General features: G+C 69.4%; 19 protein-coding genes. 17 read left to right on the top strand and 2 right to left on the bottom strand.

All coding sequences use genetic code 11. The features are described from left to right. Positions 1 to 164: 164 nt before the first annotated feature. From ACWEIJ_RS33155 to ACWEIJ_RS33125, 7 genes are all read left to right on the top strand, one after another. The gene (locus ACWEIJ_RS33155) at positions 165 to 1,280 is read left to right on the top strand and encodes a TadA family conjugal transfer-associated ATPase (protein WP_449841179.1); all 1,116 of its coding nucleotides are present in this window, start codon (positions 165 to 167) and stop codon (positions 1,278 to 1,280) included. Further along, the gene (locus ACWEIJ_RS33150; RefSeq protein ID WP_449841178.1) at positions 1,274 to 2,044 is read left to right on the top strand and encodes a type II secretion system F family protein; all 771 of its coding nucleotides are present in this window, start codon (positions 1,274 to 1,276) and stop codon (positions 2,042 to 2,044) included. The genes ACWEIJ_RS33155 and ACWEIJ_RS33150 overlap by 7 nt, the downstream gene beginning before the upstream one ends. Beyond that, positions 2,041 to 2,568, top strand: coding sequence for a type II secretion system F family protein (locus ACWEIJ_RS33145; RefSeq protein WP_449841177.1), 528 nt, complete (start codon positions 2,041 to 2,043; stop codon positions 2,566 to 2,568). Before ACWEIJ_RS33150 ends, ACWEIJ_RS33145 begins: the two co-directional genes overlap by 4 nt. Positions 2,569 to 2,582: 14 nt before the next feature. Then, the gene (locus ACWEIJ_RS33140) at positions 2,583 to 2,744 is read left to right on the top strand and encodes a DUF4244 domain-containing protein (RefSeq protein ID WP_355433909.1); all 162 of its coding nucleotides are present in this window, start codon (positions 2,583 to 2,585) and stop codon (positions 2,742 to 2,744) included. 10 nt (positions 2,745 to 2,754) lie between these two features. Next, the gene (locus ACWEIJ_RS33135) at positions 2,755 to 3,054 is read left to right on the top strand and encodes a TadE family type IV pilus minor pilin (RefSeq protein ID WP_449841176.1); all 300 of its coding nucleotides are present in this window, start codon (positions 2,755 to 2,757) and stop codon (positions 3,052 to 3,054) included. Further along, a complete protein-coding gene (locus ACWEIJ_RS33130; protein WP_449841175.1) occupies positions 3,051 to 3,476 on the top strand; it encodes an Rv3654c family TadE-like protein in 426 nt (141 codons plus the stop codon). The genes ACWEIJ_RS33135 and ACWEIJ_RS33130 overlap by 4 nt, the downstream gene beginning before the upstream one ends. A 197-nt stretch (positions 3,477 to 3,673) precedes the next feature. Then, positions 3,674 to 4,294, top strand: coding sequence for a bifunctional DNA primase/polymerase (locus ACWEIJ_RS33125; RefSeq protein ID WP_355433904.1), 621 nt, complete (start codon positions 3,674 to 3,676; stop codon positions 4,292 to 4,294). Positions 4,295 to 4,884: 590 nt separating this feature from the next. On the opposite strand, the gene ACWEIJ_RS33120 is transcribed toward ACWEIJ_RS33125, so the two are convergent. Then, complete coding sequence (locus tag ACWEIJ_RS33120; RefSeq protein ID WP_449841174.1) at positions 4,885 to 7,200, bottom strand: DEAD/DEAH box helicase; 2,316 nt, start codon at positions 7,198 to 7,200, stop codon at positions 4,885 to 4,887. A 197-nt stretch (positions 7,201 to 7,397) separates the two neighbouring features. Here ACWEIJ_RS33120 and ACWEIJ_RS33115 point away from each other — a divergent pair, with 197 nt between their 5' ends. From ACWEIJ_RS33115 to ACWEIJ_RS33105, 3 genes are all read left to right on the top strand, one after another. Next, positions 7,398 to 9,710 (top strand): sodium-translocating pyrophosphatase, encoded by a 2,313-nt coding sequence (locus ACWEIJ_RS33115; protein WP_449841173.1) that lies wholly within the window; start codon positions 7,398 to 7,400, stop codon positions 9,708 to 9,710. 66 nt (positions 9,711 to 9,776) lie between these two features. Further along, positions 9,777 to 10,349, top strand: coding sequence for a hypothetical protein (locus tag ACWEIJ_RS33110; RefSeq protein ID WP_449841172.1), 573 nt, complete (start codon positions 9,777 to 9,779; stop codon positions 10,347 to 10,349). Positions 10,350 to 10,378: 29 nt separating this feature from the next. Continuing rightward, positions 10,379 to 10,951, top strand: coding sequence for a hypothetical protein (locus ACWEIJ_RS33105; protein ID WP_449841171.1), 573 nt, complete (start codon positions 10,379 to 10,381; stop codon positions 10,949 to 10,951). Here the strand turns inward: ACWEIJ_RS33105 and ACWEIJ_RS33100 are convergent. After that, complete coding sequence (locus ACWEIJ_RS33100; protein ID WP_449841170.1) at positions 10,937 to 11,284, bottom strand: hypothetical protein; 348 nt, start codon at positions 11,282 to 11,284, stop codon at positions 10,937 to 10,939. The genes ACWEIJ_RS33105 and ACWEIJ_RS33100 overlap by 15 nt on opposite strands. Here ACWEIJ_RS33100 and ACWEIJ_RS33095 point away from each other — a divergent pair. The 7 genes from ACWEIJ_RS33095 (at position 11,283) to ACWEIJ_RS33065 (ending at position 19,009) form a co-directional block, all read left to right on the top strand. Next, on the top strand, positions 11,283 to 11,585 hold the full coding sequence (locus ACWEIJ_RS33095; RefSeq protein ID WP_449841169.1) for a hypothetical protein: 303 nt from the start codon (positions 11,283 to 11,285) through the stop codon (positions 11,583 to 11,585). The two genes, ACWEIJ_RS33100 and ACWEIJ_RS33095, sit on opposite strands and share 2 nt — an antisense overlap. A gap of 72 nt (positions 11,586 to 11,657) precedes the next feature. Next, positions 11,658 to 12,269: a hypothetical protein gene (locus tag ACWEIJ_RS33090; RefSeq protein WP_449841168.1), complete on the top strand. Its 612-nt coding sequence runs from the start codon at positions 11,658 to 11,660 to the stop codon at positions 12,267 to 12,269. Between the two features lie 116 nt (positions 12,270 to 12,385). Further along, positions 12,386 to 12,931, top strand: a complete 546-nt coding sequence (locus ACWEIJ_RS33085; RefSeq protein ID WP_449841167.1) for a hypothetical protein — start codon at positions 12,386 to 12,388, stop codon at positions 12,929 to 12,931. A gap of 68 nt (positions 12,932 to 12,999) precedes the next feature. After that, on the top strand, positions 13,000 to 13,572 hold the full coding sequence (locus ACWEIJ_RS33080) for a hypothetical protein (protein WP_449841166.1): 573 nt from the start codon (positions 13,000 to 13,002) through the stop codon (positions 13,570 to 13,572). A gap of 129 nt (positions 13,573 to 13,701) precedes the next feature. Next, positions 13,702 to 16,470 (top strand): type I DNA topoisomerase, encoded by a 2,769-nt coding sequence (gene topA, locus ACWEIJ_RS33075; RefSeq protein ID WP_449841165.1) that lies wholly within the window; start codon positions 13,702 to 13,704, stop codon positions 16,468 to 16,470. Positions 16,471 to 16,485: 15 nt separating this feature from the next. Continuing rightward, positions 16,486 to 16,902, top strand: coding sequence for a hypothetical protein (locus ACWEIJ_RS33070; RefSeq protein ID WP_449841164.1), 417 nt, complete (start codon positions 16,486 to 16,488; stop codon positions 16,900 to 16,902). 100 nt (positions 16,903 to 17,002) lie between these two features. After that, positions 17,003 to 19,009, top strand: a complete 2,007-nt coding sequence (locus tag ACWEIJ_RS33065) for a bifunctional MFS transporter/dTMP kinase (RefSeq protein ID WP_449841163.1) — start codon at positions 17,003 to 17,005, stop codon at positions 19,007 to 19,009. The last annotated feature ends 22 nt before the right edge of the window (positions 19,010 to 19,031 follow it).

Raw genomic sequence — 19,031 nt, 5'->3', positions numbered from 1 at the left:
CCTCTTCGTCTACGGCCGCCCCTTCCCGCCCCAGTTCATCTTCAAGGAGTCGAAGGAGCCGAACGAATGAGCCGCTTCCTCGCCTGGTGCCGCGAAACCTGGCTCCGCCTGACCGGCCGCGAGATCACCTACGGCCGGCACGCCCGAGGGCCAGAGGTCGTGACGTGACCGCCGCGCTGATCGACCGCGTCCGTCATCGGCTGGCCGGTGCGGACGTGGAGATGACCGCCGCCGTCGTCGCGCACGCGGTTCGGTCCGAGGCGGGTGGGGTGCTGGCCGACTCGGACGTCTTGGAGGCGCTCCAAGTTCTTCGGCAGGAGTTCAGCGGTACTGGGCCGCTCGACCCGTTGCTCGCCGATCCCGGCACCACCGACGTCCTGGTCACCGCGCCGGACCAGGTGTGGGTCGACGGCGCGGCAGGGCTGCGCCGCACCGGCATCACCTTTCCCGACGAGGACGCCGTGCGCCGGCTCGTCCAGCGTCTGGCGGTGGCGGCGGGGCGGCGTCTCGACGACGCGTCGCCGTGCGTCGACGGGTGGTTGCCGGGCAGCGGGGTTCGGCTGCACGCGGTGCTTCCACCCATCGCGGAGAGCACCTGTCTGTCCCTGCGCGTGCTCCGGCCGGCGACGCACGATCTCAAGGCGCTTCAGGAGCTCGGCACCTTCGACGCGGAAATCGCCGAAGCGCTCAGCGTCATCGTCCGCCGGCGGATGGCGTTCCTGGTGGTCGGCGGCACCGGTTCGGGCAAGACGTCGCTGCTGTCGGCGCTGCTTGGGCGCGTGCCCGCGAACGAACGCATCGTGTGCGTGGAGGACGCGGGCGAGCTGCATCCGGATCATCCGCAGTTCGTGCGGCTGGTGGCGCGGCCGCCGAACGTCGAGGGCGCGGGCGAGATCACCGTCCGCGGCCTGGTGCGGGAGGCGCTGAGGATGCGGCCCGACCGGATCGTGGTCGGTGAGGTGCGCGGGGCTGAGGTTCGCGAGCTGCTCACGTCGCTCAACACCGGGCACGAAGGTGGCGCCGGAACCCTGCACGCCAACTCGCCGGCCGAGGTGCCGGCGAGGTTGGAGGCACTGGGGGCGCTGGGTGGGCTCGACCGGCAAGCCCTGCACAGTCAGGTGGCTGCGGCGGTGCGGCTCGTGCTCCACATGCGACGCCTGGACAACGGCGCGAGGGTGCTCAACGAGATCGGAGCGTTCGCACGTAAAGAAAGCGGGCTCGTGGTTCGTCCGATCTGGACAAGAACGCACGGGTGGTACGAGAAGGAGCTGCTGTGCTGAGCCTTCTGCTCCTCGCGACGGCCCTGCTGGTGTGGCCGCAGCTCAGGCCGCTCCGCAGGCTCAGGCCGGAAGGCAAGCGGGAAATCGTTGTGCCGCAATGGCTGTGGCCTGCGGCGGCGGTCGTGATCACCTACTTCGTCGCAGGCGTCGGCGGGCTGGTCGCCGCAGCGGTTTTGACTGCGGTGATCTACCGGATCATCAAGCAGGGCAGGCAGAACCGTGCGCTGAGAGCGGCAACGGAAGCGCTCAGCAACGGTCTGGGCGGCGTGGTCGACGAGCTGCGGGCGGGTGCGCATCCCGCCGCTGCCGCCGAGGGCGCCGCCCAGGACACCCCCTCGCCCGCCGGTGAGGTGTTGAAGGCGGCCGCGGCCACCGCGCGACTGGGCGGCGACGTCGAGCGCACCCTTCGAGATCTCCGCCAGCCGCTCCTCGACACCGCCGTGGACCAGCTCGCCAAGGCGTGGCACGTGTCGGCGAAGCACGGCGTGGCACTGGCCGAGGTTCTGGACGCGACACGACGCGATCTCGACCAGCGGGCGGCGTTCGCACGGCAGGTGCACGCACGCATGGCAGGGCCGAGGGCGAGTGCGGCGGTGCTCGCGGGGTTGCCGGTGTTCGGGCTGCTGCTCGGAGAGCTCAGCGGTGCCAGGCCGCTGCACACCCTCATGTCGACCACCGGAGGACAGCTCCTGCTCGTGCTGGGCGCGTTGTTCCTGGCCGCGGGGCTGTGGTGGACGAAGCGGATCACCGAGGTGCGGCCGTGACGTTCCTCCTCCTGGCGCTGGCGGTCCTCGTCGCGCCGGTACCGCGCAAGGCGGTCGACCGGCTCAGGCCGGCCACGCACGATCCGCCGCGGCACGACGCCGGGCCGGACGGTCCGTTCGAACGGGCCGCCGCGCTGGACCTGATGGCGGCCTGCCTCAAGGCCGGGTTGCCGGTGGCGACGGCGATTCGAGCGGTCGGCATCGAAGAGCTGGGGCAGGTGGCTGAACTGCTCGCACTCGGCGCGGATCCCGTCGCCGCGTGGGAGTCCGCGCTGCGCCGGCCCGCGACCGCCGCGCTCGCACGGGCCGCGAGGAGGACCGCGCGGTCAGGGGCGGCGCTGGCCAGGCAGGCGGCCGAGCTGGCCGAGCGGACCAGGGCCGAGGCCGCGGATCAGGCCGAGGCGAAGGCGCAACGAGCCGCGGTGGCGGTGGCGGCACCGCTGGCGCTGTGTTTCCTGCCGGCGTTCCTGTGCCTCGGCGTGGTGCCGGTGGTGCTGGGGCTGGCCGATCAATTCCTCAGATGAAAGGACGTCGAGAGATGGAACTGCTGAAGGACGACAGCGGCATGAGCACGGTGGAGTACGCGATCGGGACGCTGGCGGTGGCCGCGCTCGCCGGGTTGCTGTACGCGCTGTTCTCCAGTGACTGGATGCAGCACGAGTTGCAAGGGCTGATACAGCGTGCGCTGTCTTCGGTCTGATGACCGGGGCATGGTCACGGTGGAGGCGGCCATCGCGGTGTGCGCGCTGCTGGTGGTCATGGGATTTGCGGCTGCCGGGCTGACGGCGGTCATCGAACAGATGCGGTGCACCGACGCGGCGAGAGAGGCCGCGCGGCTCACGGCGCGCGGTGAGCGGCAACGTGGTGAGGACTCGGTCGGGCAGATCCTGCCCGGAGCGAGTGTCGCGTTCCGGGAGGAAGGCGACGCCGTGCGGGTCGTCGTGACCAAACGCGGACCGCTGGGCGTGCCGCTCAGCGCCGAGGCGTTCGCCGTCGTGGAGCCGCGATGAACGGTGAAGCGCCTGGTGATGAGTGCGGTTCGGCTGCGGTGAGCGGCGTGGTGGCGATGTTGTTGCTGATCATCGTGACGATCACCGGTGCGCAGATCGGTGCGGCGCTCGTCGTGCGGCATCGGGTGACCGGTGCGGCCGATCTGGCGGCGCTCGCCGGTGCGGCGAGCGTGCCCGATGGTGACGAAATCGCTTGTGAGCAGGCAAAACGCGTAGCCGAGAGCAACAGGTCCGTGCTCCGAAGCTGCTCGGTGAGCGGTTGGGAGGTGGTTGTGCAGGTGTCGGCTGCTACGCCGTTCGGCCCGGTGAACGCACGGTCGAGGGCAGGTCCGGCCGAAGATCAAAGCGTTTGGAGCGCGACGAGCGGTCGCCTTCCAGCGGTGAGCGGACTCACACCGGCGCCCGGACATGCTGAACGGTGATCGAACTAAACGCGCGGAGTTCAGTGGCTCTTTCTCGCAAGGGGCGTTCGCCGTCCCGTAGCTACCAGTTGTCGCGGCGGGGGTTACCAAGCCAGGGGCGGGTGTCGTTAGTTGTAGTGGCGGCACCGAGCGGGTGTCCTACGAAAACCGACACCACCTCGATGTCGAGTCAGAGCCTAGGAAGAAGGCGAAGGAAGATGGATTGGTCGGATAGCTGGCGCGGGGCCTTCCGCATCGAACTGCGTGCCGAGGCCGTCAGCCTCGCGTACCGCGGTTGGCCCGTGCTGCCCGGCACCTATCCGGCCGGTTCCGAGCAGGGTGTCACCCAGTGGGCGGGTCGCAGCGGGCTGGAGCTCCACGGCCCCATCCCCGTGCACCGCGACTGGGTGGACCGCATCGGCACGCGTCCCGACCAGGTCGCCACGTGGTGGACCGGTCGCTCCTACAGCCTTCTCGTCGCCACCGGCCACGTGGTGGACGCGATCGAGGTCGGCACCGACCTCGGCCGCCGCGCGGCCGTGGCACTGCGGTCGATCGGTGTTCCCGTGCCGATCGCCGCGACCCCGTCCGGCCGGTGGATGTTCCTCGTGAAGTCCGGCTCGAAGCTCAACACCGAGCTGGCCAACAACGCGGACGTGCACCACTACGCCAAGGGCGAGTACATCCCGCTCCCGCCCACCCCGATGGCGCACGGCGTCGTGCACTGGCGGGTCAAGCCGTCGATCTGCGGCTGGAACTTGCCGGACGCGCACGTCGTGCAGGACGCACTGGTCGAGGCGCTGCACGCCCCGGCCGGCTACCAGCTCGAAACCGTCTGACGCACAACTGAACAAGCCCGGCCGTGCTGGGTGTCGTCGTGGACTCTCCCCGACAACCCCGAAGGCGATGCCCTGCACGGCCGTTCCAACCCCAGCCCGATCCGATGATCGGCCCTCGTACCCCGCACTTCGGGGGCCACGGAGGAACGGGCGAAAAAGCCGAACACGCACCCCGAAGGACAGCCTCCCGCGAAGAACGACCGGGCCGAGGAACGTTAGTGGCAGGGCGCCAGCTCTGCCGCGGTCGGTGAAGCCGGCTCCTCCCCGGAGTTCGTCCCAAGACAGTCGACACCGTCGCCTCCCGCGTGTCCTGTCGTGACGAACAACCTGATTCCACCGATGTTCCGAGGGATCCGGTCGCCAAGCGGTAGCAGGCGGGAACACAGTGTTCGGCACGTGGAGAGCGCGGCGCCTGAGTACCCGTGAGCCCAGGCGCCGCGCCCACGAAAGCTGTGCTTCCCGGACGCGGGCCGCGTCGGCGTTGAAGCCGAGGTCCCGGTCTCCGATGACCTGCTCGATCAGCGGGTGCCACCGCTGATCGAGCATTTTCAACCAGCGGGTGTGCGGCGAGTTGCAGGGAAAGCCGGCGATCAGGCGATTTTGCCCAGCACCACGTCCAGCACGAGCACGGCGCCGGCCTTGTCCAGCGGGTCGTTGCCGTTGCCGCACTTCGGCGACTGCACGCACGACGGGCAGCCCATCGGGCACGAGCAGGAGCTGATCGCCGATCGCGTCGCCGAGAGCCAGGCGCGCAACGCCTCGAAGCCCCGGTCCGCGAAGCCCGCGCCGCCCGGATGACCGTCGTGCACGAAGACCGTCGGCATACCGGTGTCCGGATGCACGGCCGTGGACACGCCGCCGATGTCCCACCGGTCGCACGTCGCGAACAGCGGCAGCAGACCGATCGCCGCGTGCTCGGCGGCGTGCAGTGCGCCGGGGATCCGTTTGCCCTCAACACCTGCGGCGACCAGCAACGACTCGTCGACCGTGTACCAGACGGCACGGGTCTGCAGCGTCTGCTCGGGCAGGTCCAGCGGGATCTGGTCCAGCACCACACCGGACGGCAGCCGGCGCAGGTAACCGACGACCTGCGTGGTCACCTCGACCTCGCCCAGGCACACCGACACGCCGTCGAAGTCGGTGCGCTCGATCTCCTGCACCACCGTGATGTCCACGCAGTCGCGCGGTTGCGTCGTCCACTCCGGGTCTTCGCGGTGCACCATCGCGAGACCGTTGTCCAGGTCGAGCTCGTCGACCACGTACGCCCGCCCCTGGTGCAGGTAGACGGCACCGGGGTGCACCTGCCAGCAGGCGGATCCGGGGTCGACCGTGCCGAGCATGCGGCCGGAGTCGGCCTCCACGACGGCCACCTGGTCACCGCCGGAGCCGCGGATGTCCACGCCGGCGTGCGGGCGGTCGTGCGACGCCCAGTACCAGCCGGCAGGGCGTTTGCGCAGCAGCTTCTCCGCCACCAGCTCGGCCAGCACGGCCTCGGCCAGCGGGCCGCCGAAGTCGTCCAGGCAGGCGTGGGTCAACGGCATCTCGGCCGCGGCGCACGCCAGCTGCGGGCCGAGGACATAGGGGTTCATCGGATCCAGCACGGTCGCCTCGACCGGACGGTCGAGCACCGCGGCCGGGTTGTGCACCAGGTAGGTGTCCAACGGGTCGTCACGCGCCACGAACACCACTAGAGCACTGTCGCCGGACCGCCCGGCCCGGCCCGCCTGCTGCCAGAACGACGCCAGCGTGCCGGGGAAGCCGGCGACCACCACCGCGTCCAGCCCGGCGATGTCGACGCCCAGCTCCAGCGCGTTCGTGGTGGCCACGCCGAGCAGGTCGCCGGTGGACAGGGACTTCTCCAGCGCCCGCCGCTCCTCCGGCAGGAACCCGCCCCGGTACGCGGCGACCCGTCCGGGCAGCTCACTGTCCACTTCGGACAGAATTCGCTGGGTGCCGAGCGCGGTCAGCTCCGCGCCGCGCCGCGACCGCACGAAGGCGAGCGAACGCGCACCCTCGACCACGAGATCGGCGAGGATCCGCGACGTCTCCGCACCGGCCGAGCGGCGCACGGGCGCACCGTTCTCGCCCTCCAGAGATGTCAGCGGTGGTTCCCACAACGCGACGGTCCGCGAGGCGCGTGGCGAGAAGTCGTCCACCACGGCGGAAACCGGCACCCCGAGCAGCCTTTCCGCGGAAGCGGAAGGATCAGCCACAGTGGCCGATGCCAGCACGAAGATCGGATTCGCGCCGTACTTCCGCGCGATTCGGCGCAGCCTCCGCATCAACAACGCGACGTGCGAACCGAAAACACCGCGGTAGGAATGGCACTCGTCGATCACCACGTACTTCAGCCGGCGGAAGAACCGCAGCCATTTCGGGTGCTGCGGCAGGATTCCGCGGTGCAGCATGTCCGGGTTGGTGAACACCCAGTTCGCGTGCGCCTTCACCCAGTCGCGTTCGGCCATCGGGGTGTCACCGTCGTAGGCCGCCGCGCGGACCCCTTTGATCCCGAGCTCGTCGAGCGCGCGGAGCTGGTCCGCGCCAAGGGCTTTGGTCGGTGACAGGTACAGCGCAGTGGCCTTCGTGTCCGCCAAAAGAGTGGAAAGCACGGGAAGTTGGTAGGCGAGCGACTTGCCGGACGCGGTGCCCGTCGCGAGCACGACATGTGATCCGGACCACGCCAGGGAGGCCGCCTCGACCTGGTGCCGCCACGGCTCGCGCACCCCGATCTCGGTGAACGCGGCCACCACCGCTGGAGCGGCCCACGAGGGCCATTCCACGTGATCAGCCTGCCGCAACGGCAGATCACGTGCGTGTGTGAGAGGTGACTCCCCGGCGGGTACTCCCGCCAGCACGCGGTCCAGCAACCGCCGTCCCTGATCCACCACGAGGCGAGCTTTGCACACGACACCGACAGTTCTGCCCGGGGCGTGCTCGACTTCCTGCGCAGATAACGGTGTGTGCACGGATCGGGACGTTTCGTTGCCCCGTTGCAAGTACCCCCTAGACTCCCCGCTCATCGCATCCAATGAGGGATGCGTCACGTCGCGCTGGGCGGCTGGTCTGCCTTGGCGCTGCACATGGCAACTCACCAGGAGGACGGATGTCCCGGCAATTCCTCGCGGAGAGCCTCGAGCTCTCCGGGGGTGATCGCGGCGTCGTAGCCGTGGTCGCCGTGGTCGCCCTGGCTGCTCTCGCCGTCGGGTACGTGCTGCTCAGGGAGGTGCTGGCCGCGGGCCAGGGCACCCCGAAGATGCAGGACATCGCCAAGGCGGTTCAGGAGGGCGCAGCGGCCTACCTCAACCGGCAGTTCCGCACGCTCGGCATTTTTGTCGTGATCGTGTTCGTGCTGCTGTTCGCGCTACCGGCAGATGATCTCGCCGAACGAATCGGCAGGTCGTTGTTCTTCATCGTCGGTGCCGCGTTCTCGGCGACGATCGGCTACCTGGGCATGTGGTTGTCCACGCGCGCCAACGTGCGTGTTGCCGCCGCCGCAAATGAAGGCGAAGGCGGTCGCGAAAAGGCGATGCGCGTCGCGTTCCGCACCGGTGGTGTGGTCGGCATGACGACGGTCGGCCTGGGTCTCTTCGGTGCCGCGCTGGTCGTGCTCGTGTACGCCGGTCAGGCCCCGAAGGTGCTGGAGGGCTTCGGTTTCGGCGCCGCGCTGCTCGCGATGTTCATGCGCGTCGGTGGCGGCATCTTCACCAAGGCCGCCGACGTCGGCGCCGACCTGGTCGGCAAGGTCGAGCAGAACATCCCCGAGGACGACCCCCGCAACGCCGCCACGATCGCGGACAACGTGGGCGACAACGTCGGTGACTGCGCCGGCATGGCCGCGGACCTCTTCGAGTCCTACGCCGTGACGCTGGTCGCGTCGCTGATCCTCGGCACCGCCGCGTTCGGTGCGCAGGGCCTGCTGTTCCCGCTGATCGTCCCCGCGATCGGCGTGCTGACCGCGGTCATCGGTGTCTACACGACGAGCGCGAAGACGGGCGAGAGCGGCCTCACGGCCATCAACCGCTCCTTCTACATCTCCGCGGTCATCTCCGCCGTCCTGTGCACGATCGCGGCGTTCGCGTTCCTGCCGAGCTCCTTCGCGGACCTCAACGGCATCAGCGACTCGATCAAGGCCACCAGCGGCAACCCGGCGCTCATCGCGTCCGTCGCGGTGATCATCGGCATCGTGCTGGCCGGCGTCATCCTCTGGCTGACCGGCTACTACACCGGCACCGACCACAAGCCGGTCAAGGAGGTCGGCCAGACCTCGCTGACCGGTGCCGCCACGGTCATCCTGTCCGGCATCTCGGTCGGTTTCGAGTCGGCCGTCTACACCGCGCTGGTCATCGGTGCCGCCGTCTACGGCGCGTTCCTGCTCTCCGGTTCGGTCGTCGTCGCGCTGTTCGCGATCGCGCTGGCCGGGTGTGGTCTGCTCACCACCGTCGGCGTCATCGTCGCGATGGACACCTTCGGCCCGGTTTCGGACAACGCGCAGGGCATCGCCGAGATGTCCGGTGACGTGCACGGCGAGGGCGCGCAGATCCTCACCGAGCTCGACGCGGTCGGCAACACCACCAAGGCCATCACCAAGGGCATCGCGATCGCGACGGCCGTGCTCGCCGCGACGGCGCTGTTCGGCTCCTACCGCGACGCGATCGAGCAGGCCGTGGTCAAGGTCGGCAACGTCGCGGGCGACCTGCCCGTGTCGTTCACCAACCTGGTGTTCAGCCCGAACGTCCTCGTCGGTGTCGCCATCGGCGCGGCGGTCGTGTTCATGTTCTCGGGCCTCGCGGTCAACGCCGTGACGCGCGCCGCCGGTGCCATCGTGTTCGAGGTGCGCCGCCAGTTCCGCGACAACCCCGGCATCATGGACGGCACGGTCAAGCCGGAGTACGGCAAGGTCGTCGACATCTGCACCAAGGACTCGCTGCGCGAGCTCGCGACGCCCGGTCTGATGGCCGTGCTCGCCCCGATCGCCGTCGGCTTCGGTCTCGGCGTCGGCCCGCTGGCCGGTTACCTGGCCGGTGCGATCGCGACCGGCACGCTCATGGCGGTCTTCCTGGCCAACTCCGGTGGTGCCTGGGACAACGCCAAGAAGCTGGTCGAGGACGGCAACCACGGCGGCAAGGGCTCCGACGCCCACGCCGCGACGGTCATCGGCGACACGGTCGGCGACCCGTTCAAGGACACCGCCGGTCCCGCCATCAACCCGCTGATCAAGGTCATGAACCTGGTCTCGGTGCTGATCGCGCCCGCCGTCGTCACCTTCTCCATCGGTGCCGGCGCCTCCGACGCGCTGCGCATCGCGATCGCCGTGGTCGCGGCACTGATCATCGTCGCCGCGATCGTCGTGTCGAAGCGTCGTGGCACCGCGATCGCGGACACGCCCGCGGAGACCGTGAGCAACGGCGCCGCGTAGTTCTGCACTCCCCGGCCGGGGTACGTTCGGGGCTCCCCCGACGTACCCCGACCGAGGAGTTACGACATGAGGCTCCGCCTCGTCGCCACTGCCGTGATCACCGCCGCCGCGCTGGCCGGGTGCACCAACGGCGGCAACTCCGGCACTTCTTCGACGCCCACCAGCGGCGCGGCCAGCCCCGCGGCCGTCGCCTACATGGACAAGGTGTGCGGCGCCGCGTCCGAGTTCGCCAAGATCGAGAAGACGGCCCCGAAGCTCGACTCCGGCGACTCCGCCAAGCTCAAGGCCGACATGGCCGCCTACATGGGTCAGCTCGCCGACGCCTTCACCAAGTCGGCGGACGGCCTCAAGAACGTCGGCCCGTCGCCCGTCGCGGGCGGCGAGGAGGCGGTCAACAAGATGGCCGAGGCCTTCACCTCCCTGGGCACCGTCTTCGGTGACGCCAAGACGAGGATCGAGCAGGCCGACGCGAACGACGCCACCGGAGGCCTGCAGGCCGCGGGAGAGGCCATCGCCAAGCTCTCCGAACTCGCCGACCCGCTGCGCGACCTCAAGGCCGTGCCCGAGCTGCAGAAGGCCACTCAGAGCGCGCAGAAGTGCCAGGAGATGCAGCGCCTCAACATCACTCCGACGAGCTGAGCGAGGCCGTTCGGAGTAGCTTCCGGCCCATGCGGCACACAGTCATCGCGCTTCTGACCAGTTCTCTGCTCGTGGTCACCGCGTGCAGCAGCGGAGGTTCGCCCAAGTCCGCGACGCCGGCCACCCCGAACGAGGCCGACGTCGTGTCGTGGATGGACAAGGTCTGCGGTGCCGTCGACGGCACCGTGAAGGCCATGTCCGACGAGCCCGGCATCGACATGAACGACCCGGCGAAGCTCAAGACGGGTCTGTCGGACTGGCTCGGCACCAAGGTCGCCGCGGCCGACAAGTCGATCGCGGACCTCAAGGCGCTGGAGAACGGCCCGCACCCGAAGTCGAAGGAGCTGGTCACGACGGCGGAGAACAGCATGGGGCAGATCAGGACCCTGCTCGCGGACACCAAGTCGAAGCTCGACTCGTCCACCGATCCGACGCAGGTCGTGGCGGCGTTCACCGAGATGATCGGCAAGGCGTCCGCGCTGGAGAAGTCCGCCGCCGACGTGCAGAAGAAGCTCGACGAGACGGGTCTCGGCGACGCCGGCAAGAAGGCCCCCAACTGCAAGGGCCTCGAGGCCTCGTCCAGCTCCTCACCGACCTCGTAATTCCTGCTCCACGAGTCGCCCGAACGCGTACTGTTCGGGCGATTCGTGGTGTGACCTGGGGGTTTCGGTGGTGGTTCGTTCGCTCGGCGTGGCGTTGGCCTGCGCACTCCTCGTCTGTCTCGGCGGCTGCGGCAACAACAGATCGATGCCGAGGTCGCAGTCCACGCGCGTGCCGTCCAGCACGTTGAACTGGGCCAGGACGTACTGAACCGAGTACGGGCTGTTCGTCAGCGCCCAGCAGGACCCGAAGCTGCGGGACACGTCCGATCCGAAGATCACCAAAGCCGCGGCGCTCAAGCTGACGTCGACCGCGATGAACTCGCTGCACGACATGGCCGACGCGACGGAGGACCTCGGAGTGCTCGCCGAAGAGGCGAAGGACACCCACGAGCGGCTGGTCGAGGCGTTGCGGCAGGCCGGGGACGGCTACGCGGCCGCACAGCGACGCATCGAGGGCCTGGCCGCGGACACCGGGTTCGGCGCCGCCTACCAGAACGTGCTCGCGGACGAGGTCGGAACGCGCGAGGACGACGTCCAGGAGCTGTTCGACGAGCTCAGCAGGCAGCCCGAGTACGGCAAAGCGCTCGACCAGGACCGCGTGTGCGCCGGTGTGCGCTACATGTCGGGCAAGTGAGGCAACGAACGAGATCGCCCGAACGTGTACGGTTCGCCGGTCCGGTTCGACATGTCCTGGGGGATTTCCACCATGAACGCACGTTTGAGATTCGTCGTCGCCTGCGCTGGTACCGCACTGGCCCTGGCCGGTTGCTCCAACTCCGCCGCGCCTTCCTCGCAGAGCACCACGCCCGCACCCACCACCACGTCCGCGGCTCCGCCCGCCGCCGACCCGGTCAAGTGGGCCGGCGCCTTCTGCAGCGGCACCACGCCGGTGCTCACGGGTGCGTTCGACCTCATCAACCTCGCCGCGACGAACGCGAACAACCCGGTCGCCCTCAAGGAGGGCATGCTCAAGATCCTCGACGCCGGCTCGAAGTCGATGGCCGAGGCGGAGAAGAAGCTCAAGGAGGCCGGCGCGCCCGGCCCAGAGGCCAAGCAGCTGCACGACGACCTGGTGAAGATGTTCGGCGACGGCGCCAAGGAGTACGTGACGGTCGCCGAGCAGATGCGCAAGCTCGACGCCAACGCGCCCGACTTCATGGACCGGGTCGAGAAGCTCGGCGGCGAGTCCGCCGACCCGTCGAAGCTCGCCGACCAGATCAAGAAGCTCGACGCGGACCCGAAGTACAAGGACGCCATCGCGAAGGCGCCCGAGTGCACCGAGATGCGCACCAAGCTCGGCAAGCTCCTGGGCCAGTGAAGCAGGTCTGATCACGGTGGTGGTCACGGACCAGAAAGCCACCACCGTCATCAGGCGTTCCGGGCGAACGAGGTGTGCGCGAACTGGCAGGCACCGGCCAGGGGAAAATAGGCGGCATGAGGACGCGCCTGCTCGCCGCTGTGCTGGCCACGGCGGTGCTGACCAGCGCCTGCGGTTCCGACGAGGACAAGCCGCTCACCGACGCTCAGGGGCAGTGGGTCGACGCGTTCTGCGGCGGCCTGCTGCCCGGCATGAAGGCGGGGGTGGAGCTGAAGGCCCAGGACCCGGCGAACCCCGCGGCGGTGAAGACGGCCTACCTCAAGCTGGTCACCGCGAACGCGACCGCGCTCGCCGGGGCCGAGAAGAGGCTCAAGGAGCTGGGGCCGCCGTCGGACGAGCTGAAGGACGTGCACGAACGGCTGATGAAGTACGTCAGCGAGTCGGCCAGGTCCTACGCGGCGGCGCAGGCCCCGGTCGAGAAGCTCGAACCGGATGCGCAGTTCTGGGAGAACGCGGAGAAGGTGCTCGCCGACACGTCGCAGGTGAGCAGCCCCGAAGAGCTGCGCGCGACCTTCGACGCGCTGGAGAAGTCGCCCAAGTACGCGGCCGCGATCGGCAAGTCTGTCCCGTGCGGTGAGCTCAAGAGCGGCGGTCAGCGGTAGTCGCTCGACCGGTGTGGTCACAGGCGCACCACTGGTCACAGTCGAACGTCTGTTCTACCCTGTGGGCCGTGGTTGGGCAGCTGTCCTTCTTCTCGGCCGAGGCGCGCACGCCGGCCAAGGCGGACCTCGCCGGCTTCCTCTGCGGGCCGGGGCAGGCCGTCGGCTTCGCGCGCGGCACGGCGGCCCGCGTGTACGTCGAGCTGCGTGACGAGTGGCGGCACCGGCCGCTCAAGCAGGCCTGCGACGAGCGCGGCGTCACGACGGAGCTCTGCGTCAACGAGGAGGGCACGCGGTTCGTCCGCACGCCGTTCCGCACCGATCTCACCGGACTGGCCGCCCGCTGGCTGGACGGATCCGTCAAGCAGGTGCCGTCCGACTTCGAGCTGAACGGAGCAGTGCTGCGGATCTGGGCACTGGCCGCGGGCAGCTGGATGGAGTCGGCGTACCTGCTCGGTTTGGACCCCAACGCACCGCAGACACACCTTCCGTTGCAAAATGCCCTGCTCGCATCCGGACTTCCGTGCACCCTGGTAGGGGCTCCGGCGTTGCGGGTAACCGGCCGACGAAGGCTGGCTCGGCTCGCTGAGCTGGTCGGAAGCCCTCCGCACGGAGTGGCGATGAGCACCTGGCCGGCGGCCTGAGCGGGCGGTCCGGCAAGGTTGTGTCACTCTGTCTCGTCGTACAGGCGTCGCGGATGGTGTGCTTTTCGGCCGACGCTGGGCAACACTGGCGGGCCTGGGAACCGGGTTTGGAAGAGAGCGGGACGGCGAGTGGCTGGATCGACACGGACGAGAAAGAGCAGCGGAGGCGCGGGCAGCACCCGACGACTGGTGATCGTCGAGTCGCCCACGAAGGCGCGCAAGATCGCGTCCTACCTCGGCAGCAACTTCGTCGTGGAGTCCTCCAGGGGACACATCCGGGACCTGCCGCGCGGTGCCGCCGACGTTCCCGCGAAGTTCAAGGGTCAGGCGTGGGCCAGGCTCGGCGTGGACGTCGACCACGACTTCGAGCCCCTCTACGTGGTGTCCGCGGACAAGAAGTCGCTGGTCACCGAGCTCAAGGAAGCGTTGAAGGACGTCGACGAGCTCTACCTCGCGACAGACGGTGACCGCGAGGGCGAGGCCATCGCGTGGCACCTGCTGGAGACGCTCAAGCCCAAGGTCCCGGTCCGCCGGATGGTGTTCCACGAGATCACCGAGTCCGCGATCCAGGCCGCCGCCGCGAACCCCCGCGACCTCGACCAGGACCTGGTCGACGCCCAGGAGACCCGCCGCATCCTCGACCGCCTCTACGGCTACGAGGTCAGCCCCGTGCTGTGGAAGAAGGTCATGCCGAAGCTCTCGGCGGGCCGTGTGCAGTCCGTGGCGACGCGTCTGGTCGTGGAGCGCGAACGCGAGCGGATGAAGTTCGTCTCGGCGAGCTACTGGGACATCTCCGCGCAGATGGACGCCGGTGCGGACGCCACGCCGCGTCAGTTCGGCGCGCGTCTCGTGGCCGTCGACGGCACTCGTCTCGCCACCGGCCGTGACTTCGGTTCGGACGGCAAGCTCACCGGCAAGGCCGACGTCGTCGTGCTGGACGAGGCGCAGGCCCGCGCCATCGCAGCCGGGCTGGAGAACGCGCCGGTCAAGGTCGCCTCGGTCGAGGAGAAGCCGTACAGCCGCAAGCCGTACGCGCCGTTCATGACCTCGACGCTGCAGCAGGAGGCGGGCCGCAAGCTGCGCTTCTCCGCCGACCGCACGATGCGCACGGCGCAGAAGCTGTATGAGAACGGCTACATCACCTACATGCGCACCGACAGCACGACGCTGTCGGAGACCGCGATCAACGCCGCCCGCACGCAGGCCACGGACCTGTACGGCGCGCAGTACGTCTCGCCGCAGCCGCGCCAGTACAACCGCAAGGTCAAGAACGCGCAGGAGGCGCACGAGGCGATCAGGCCGGCGGGAGAGGTCTTCCGCACGCCCGGTCAGGTGGCCGCCGAGCTCGACTCCGACGAGTTCAAGCTCTACGAGATGATCTGGCAGCGGACGATCGCGTCCCAGATGGCCGACGCGCGGGGCAACACGACCAGCGTCCGCATCCAGGGCCGTGCCGCGACGGGCCAGGAGGTCACGTTCGCCGCCTCCGGCCGCACGATCACGTTCGCCGGCTTCCTCAAGGCCTACGTCGAGACCGTCGACGCCGAGGCCGGTGGCGAGTCCGACGACGCCGAGTCGCGCCTGCCGCAGCTGGTCAAGGACCAGGACCTGACGATCGCGGAGCTGTCCGCGGACGGCCACGCCACCTCGCCGCCCTCGCGCTACACCGAGCCGTCGCTGATCAAGACGATGGAGGAGCTCGGCATCGGCCGTCCCTCCACCTACTCGTCGATCATCAGCACCATCCAGGACCGCGGCTACGTGTGGAAGAAGGGCGCCGCACTGGTCCCGTCGTGGGTGGCGTTCGCCGTGGTCGGGCTGCTGGAGGTGCACTTCGGCCGGCTCGTCGACTACGACTTCACCGCCGCGCTGGAGGACGAGCTGGACGGCATCGCCGCCGGTCGTCAGCAGCGCACGACGTGGCTGTCGGGCTTCTACTTCGGCGGCAGCATCGGCCCGGACGGCTCGATCGGCCGCTCCGGCGGCCTGAAGAAGCTGGTCGGGTCGGGGGTCGAGGACATCGACCCGCGCGAGGTCAACTCGATCCCGCTGTTCAGCGACGCCGAGGGCCGCACGGTCGTGGTCCGCGTCGGCCGGTTCGGGCCGTACCTGGAGCGCGAGGTCGACGGTGCCGCGCAGCGCGCGAACCTGCCGGACGACCTGCCGCCGGACGAGCTGACCGCCGAGATCGCCGAGAAGCTGTTCTCGACGCCGCAGGAGGGCCGGTCCCTGGGCACCGACCCGGTCTCGGGCAACGAGATCGTGGCCAAGGAGGGCCGCTTCGGCCCGTACGTGACCGAGGTGCTGCCCGAGCCCGCCGAGAACGGGACGTCGTCGAAGGCGAAGGCGCCGAAGCCGCGCACCGGCTCGCTGTTCAAGTCGATGTCGCTGGACACCGTCACGCTGGACGACGCGCTGAAGCTGCTCTCGCTGCCGCGCGTGGTGGGCAAGGACCCGGAGACGGGCGCCGAGATCACCGCGCAGAACGGCCGCTACGGCCCGTACCTGAAGAAGGGCACGGACTCGCGGTCGCTCGTCGACGAGAACCAGATCTTCACGGTCACCCTCGAAGAGGCGCTGAAGATCTACGCCGAGCCGAAGAAGCGGGGCCGGTCGGCCGCCGCCGCGCCGCCGTTGCGCGAGCTCGGCAACGACCCGGTGTCCGGCAAGCCGATGGTGATCAAGGACGGCCGGTTCGGGCCGTACGTCACCGACGGTGAGGCCAACGCGTCGTTGCGCAAGACCGACAGCGTCGAGACGATCACCGACGAGCGCGCGGCCGAGCTGCTGGCGGAGAAGCGCGCCAAGGGGCCGGTCAAGAAGAAGGCGCCGGCCAAGAAGCCCGCCGCGAAGAAGCCCGCGGCGGCCAAGAAGGCTCCGGCCAAGTCGAAGAGCTGACAGCAGGGGGTGGCGGTGCCGGCGAACGAGTTCGGTCCGGACGGGACTCAGGCCCCGCCGCCCCCTCGGCTTTTCCCCGATCCCCTGGCGGGCCTGGTCACCGCCGACACGTGGATCGCTCCTCAATGGACCACGTCTTCCACGTCACGTGTGTCCGTGCCGACACCGCCGGCGCCGACCGACGAGATGCGGCAGGCGGTCTGGGCGCAGATGGAACGGGAGCGGCGGCGGCCACGAGGCCGTCGTCAGCCGGCACCACCGCAGAGCGTGTCTCCTCTGCAGGCGTTCGCCCCGATGCAAGTGCCTGTGGCGCAACAACAACAGCCCGCCAAGCAGTCCGGTGGCGTGGCCGCGTTCATCGGCTGTCTGATCGTGATCGGCTTCTTCGTGCTGGTGATCGTCAACATTCTTGGGGCGATCTTCAGCTCCTGACGCTGAGAGTCGGGCATTGGCCGACACGCGCTCCGGTTACTCTGATCCCACGGGGTGGGCCGACATAGGGGTGACTGAGATTCAGGACGCGGACACAGCAGTGACCGAGGCAGGCCAGGCAGGGCAGGCCGAGTCCAGCGTGTCCACGGTCCACCGGTTGCGCTCGGTGCTGGCGATCAGGCCGTTCCGCCGGCTCTGGCTCGTCACCTACCTGTGCAGCGTCGGTGACTGGCTGTCACTGCTCGCACTGACCGGTCTGGTCTCCGAGATGATGCACAGCTACCAGTGGCAGTCGTTCGCGCTGTCGCTGGTCGTGCTCACGCAGCTGCTGCCGGGCATCCTGTTCGCGCCCATCGGCGGCGTGCTCGCGGACAAGTTCGACCGCCGCAAGGTGATGGTGGTCTGCGACGTCGCGCGCGGCTCGCTGTTCATCTCGATCGCGCTGATCGGGTCGCCGATCTGGCTCTTCGTCGCGAACTTCCTGGTCGGCTGCTGCGCGATGCTGTGGATCCCGGCCAAGGAGTCGTCGGTCCCGAACCTGCTGCGCCGTCCCGACCAGGTCGAGTCGGCGAACCAGCTGGGCCTGGTGATGACGTACGGCATCTCGACGATCAGCGGCTTCGGCCTGTACTCGCTGATCGCGGGCGTGCCGACGTACCTGAACCTGCAGGGCGGCGACCTCGAGTTCCGCATCGCGACCATCGCCGTGATCATCAACGGCCTGCTCTACTTCACCTCCGCCGTGCTGATCGCGACCCGCCTGCCCGAGCTCTCCGGCCGCGCGTCGGCCAGGAAGAAGGAGGTCGAGGCCGGCAAGCCGGGCTTCCTCGCGATGTTCCGCGACGGCATCCGGTTCGCCGCCGCGACGCCGCTGGTCCGCGGCCTGGTGATCGGCATGATCGGCGCGTTCGCCGCGGCCGGGGTGGTGATCGCGACCGCGAAGCTCTACGCGGAGTCGCTGCTCGGCGGCGCCTCGACGTTCGGCCTGCTGTTCGTGGCCGTGTTCCTCGGCCTCGCGCTGGGCATGGCGACCGCGCCCCGGCTGGCCCGCAGGCTCGCCTACAACCGCCTCTTCGGCGTGACGATCGTGGGCGCGGGCATCACATTGGTGCTGGTCGCGCTGGCCCCGCACCTGTGGATCGCGCTGCTGATGGTGGCACTGGTCGGTGCCTGCGCGGGCGTGGCGTTCCTGACCGGTCTGACCATCGTGGGCTCGCAGGTCGAGGACGAGATGCGCGGCCGCACGGTCGCGCTGATCCAGTCGTTGCTCAAGATCGTGCTGTTCGGTGCCTCCGCCGGGGCGCCGCTGCTGGTCGCGTTGCTGCAGAAGCGGCAGGTCAGCGTCTTCGGCCACCCGATGGAAGTCGACGCGACCCGTCCGGTGATGCTCGGCGGCGCGGTCATCGCCATCGTGCTGGGCCTCGTCGCGTACCGGCAGATGGACGACCGTCGCGAGGAACCGGTGCTGTCGTCGTTGTTCGCGGCCATTCGCGGGCGAAGGCACACGAAGGGCATGCTGATCGCGGTCGAGGGCGACACCCGCGAGGACACCTCGGTGCAGGCCCGCCGCCTGGCCGCGGCGTTGCGCGCGGAGGGTCTCGACGTGCTGCTGGCCGCCGATCCCGAGCACGACGAACGCCGGCTGCGCGCGGTGCTGTCGTCCGCCGAGCTGGCCGGGGTGCGTGCGCAGGCCCTCGTGGCCGCTGCCGTACGTGCCGATGTCGTCGAACGGCAGGTGCGTCCTGCACTGGACGAGGGTTCCGTCGTGGTGATGGAGCGCTACGTCGACTCACCGCTGGCGCACTTCACGGCGACCTCGACGCTGGGCCACCAGGAGCTCGAAGGCCTGGTCGACTGGGCCACTGGCCGGCTGCGGCCCGACCTGACGATCCTGCTGGACCGCCCGGTCGCCGACGGCAAGTCGATCGCGCTGGAGCACCACTGGCGGGTGCAGCGGCTGCTGAGCGAGATGGCCGCCGCCGACCCGGACCGGTACGTGGTCGTCGAGGCCGACGGTGACGCCGACGTGGTGGCCGATCGGGTCAAGTCCGCCGTGGTGCCGTTGCTCGCGACCCGCAAGCGGGCGGTCCCCGAAGCCGCGGTCTGACCGCTCGCTGGAAGACTGCAGT

The organism is Lentzea sp. NPDC004789 (genome assembly GCF_053601075.1).
This window is presented reverse-complemented; position numbering and strand designations above follow the sequence as displayed.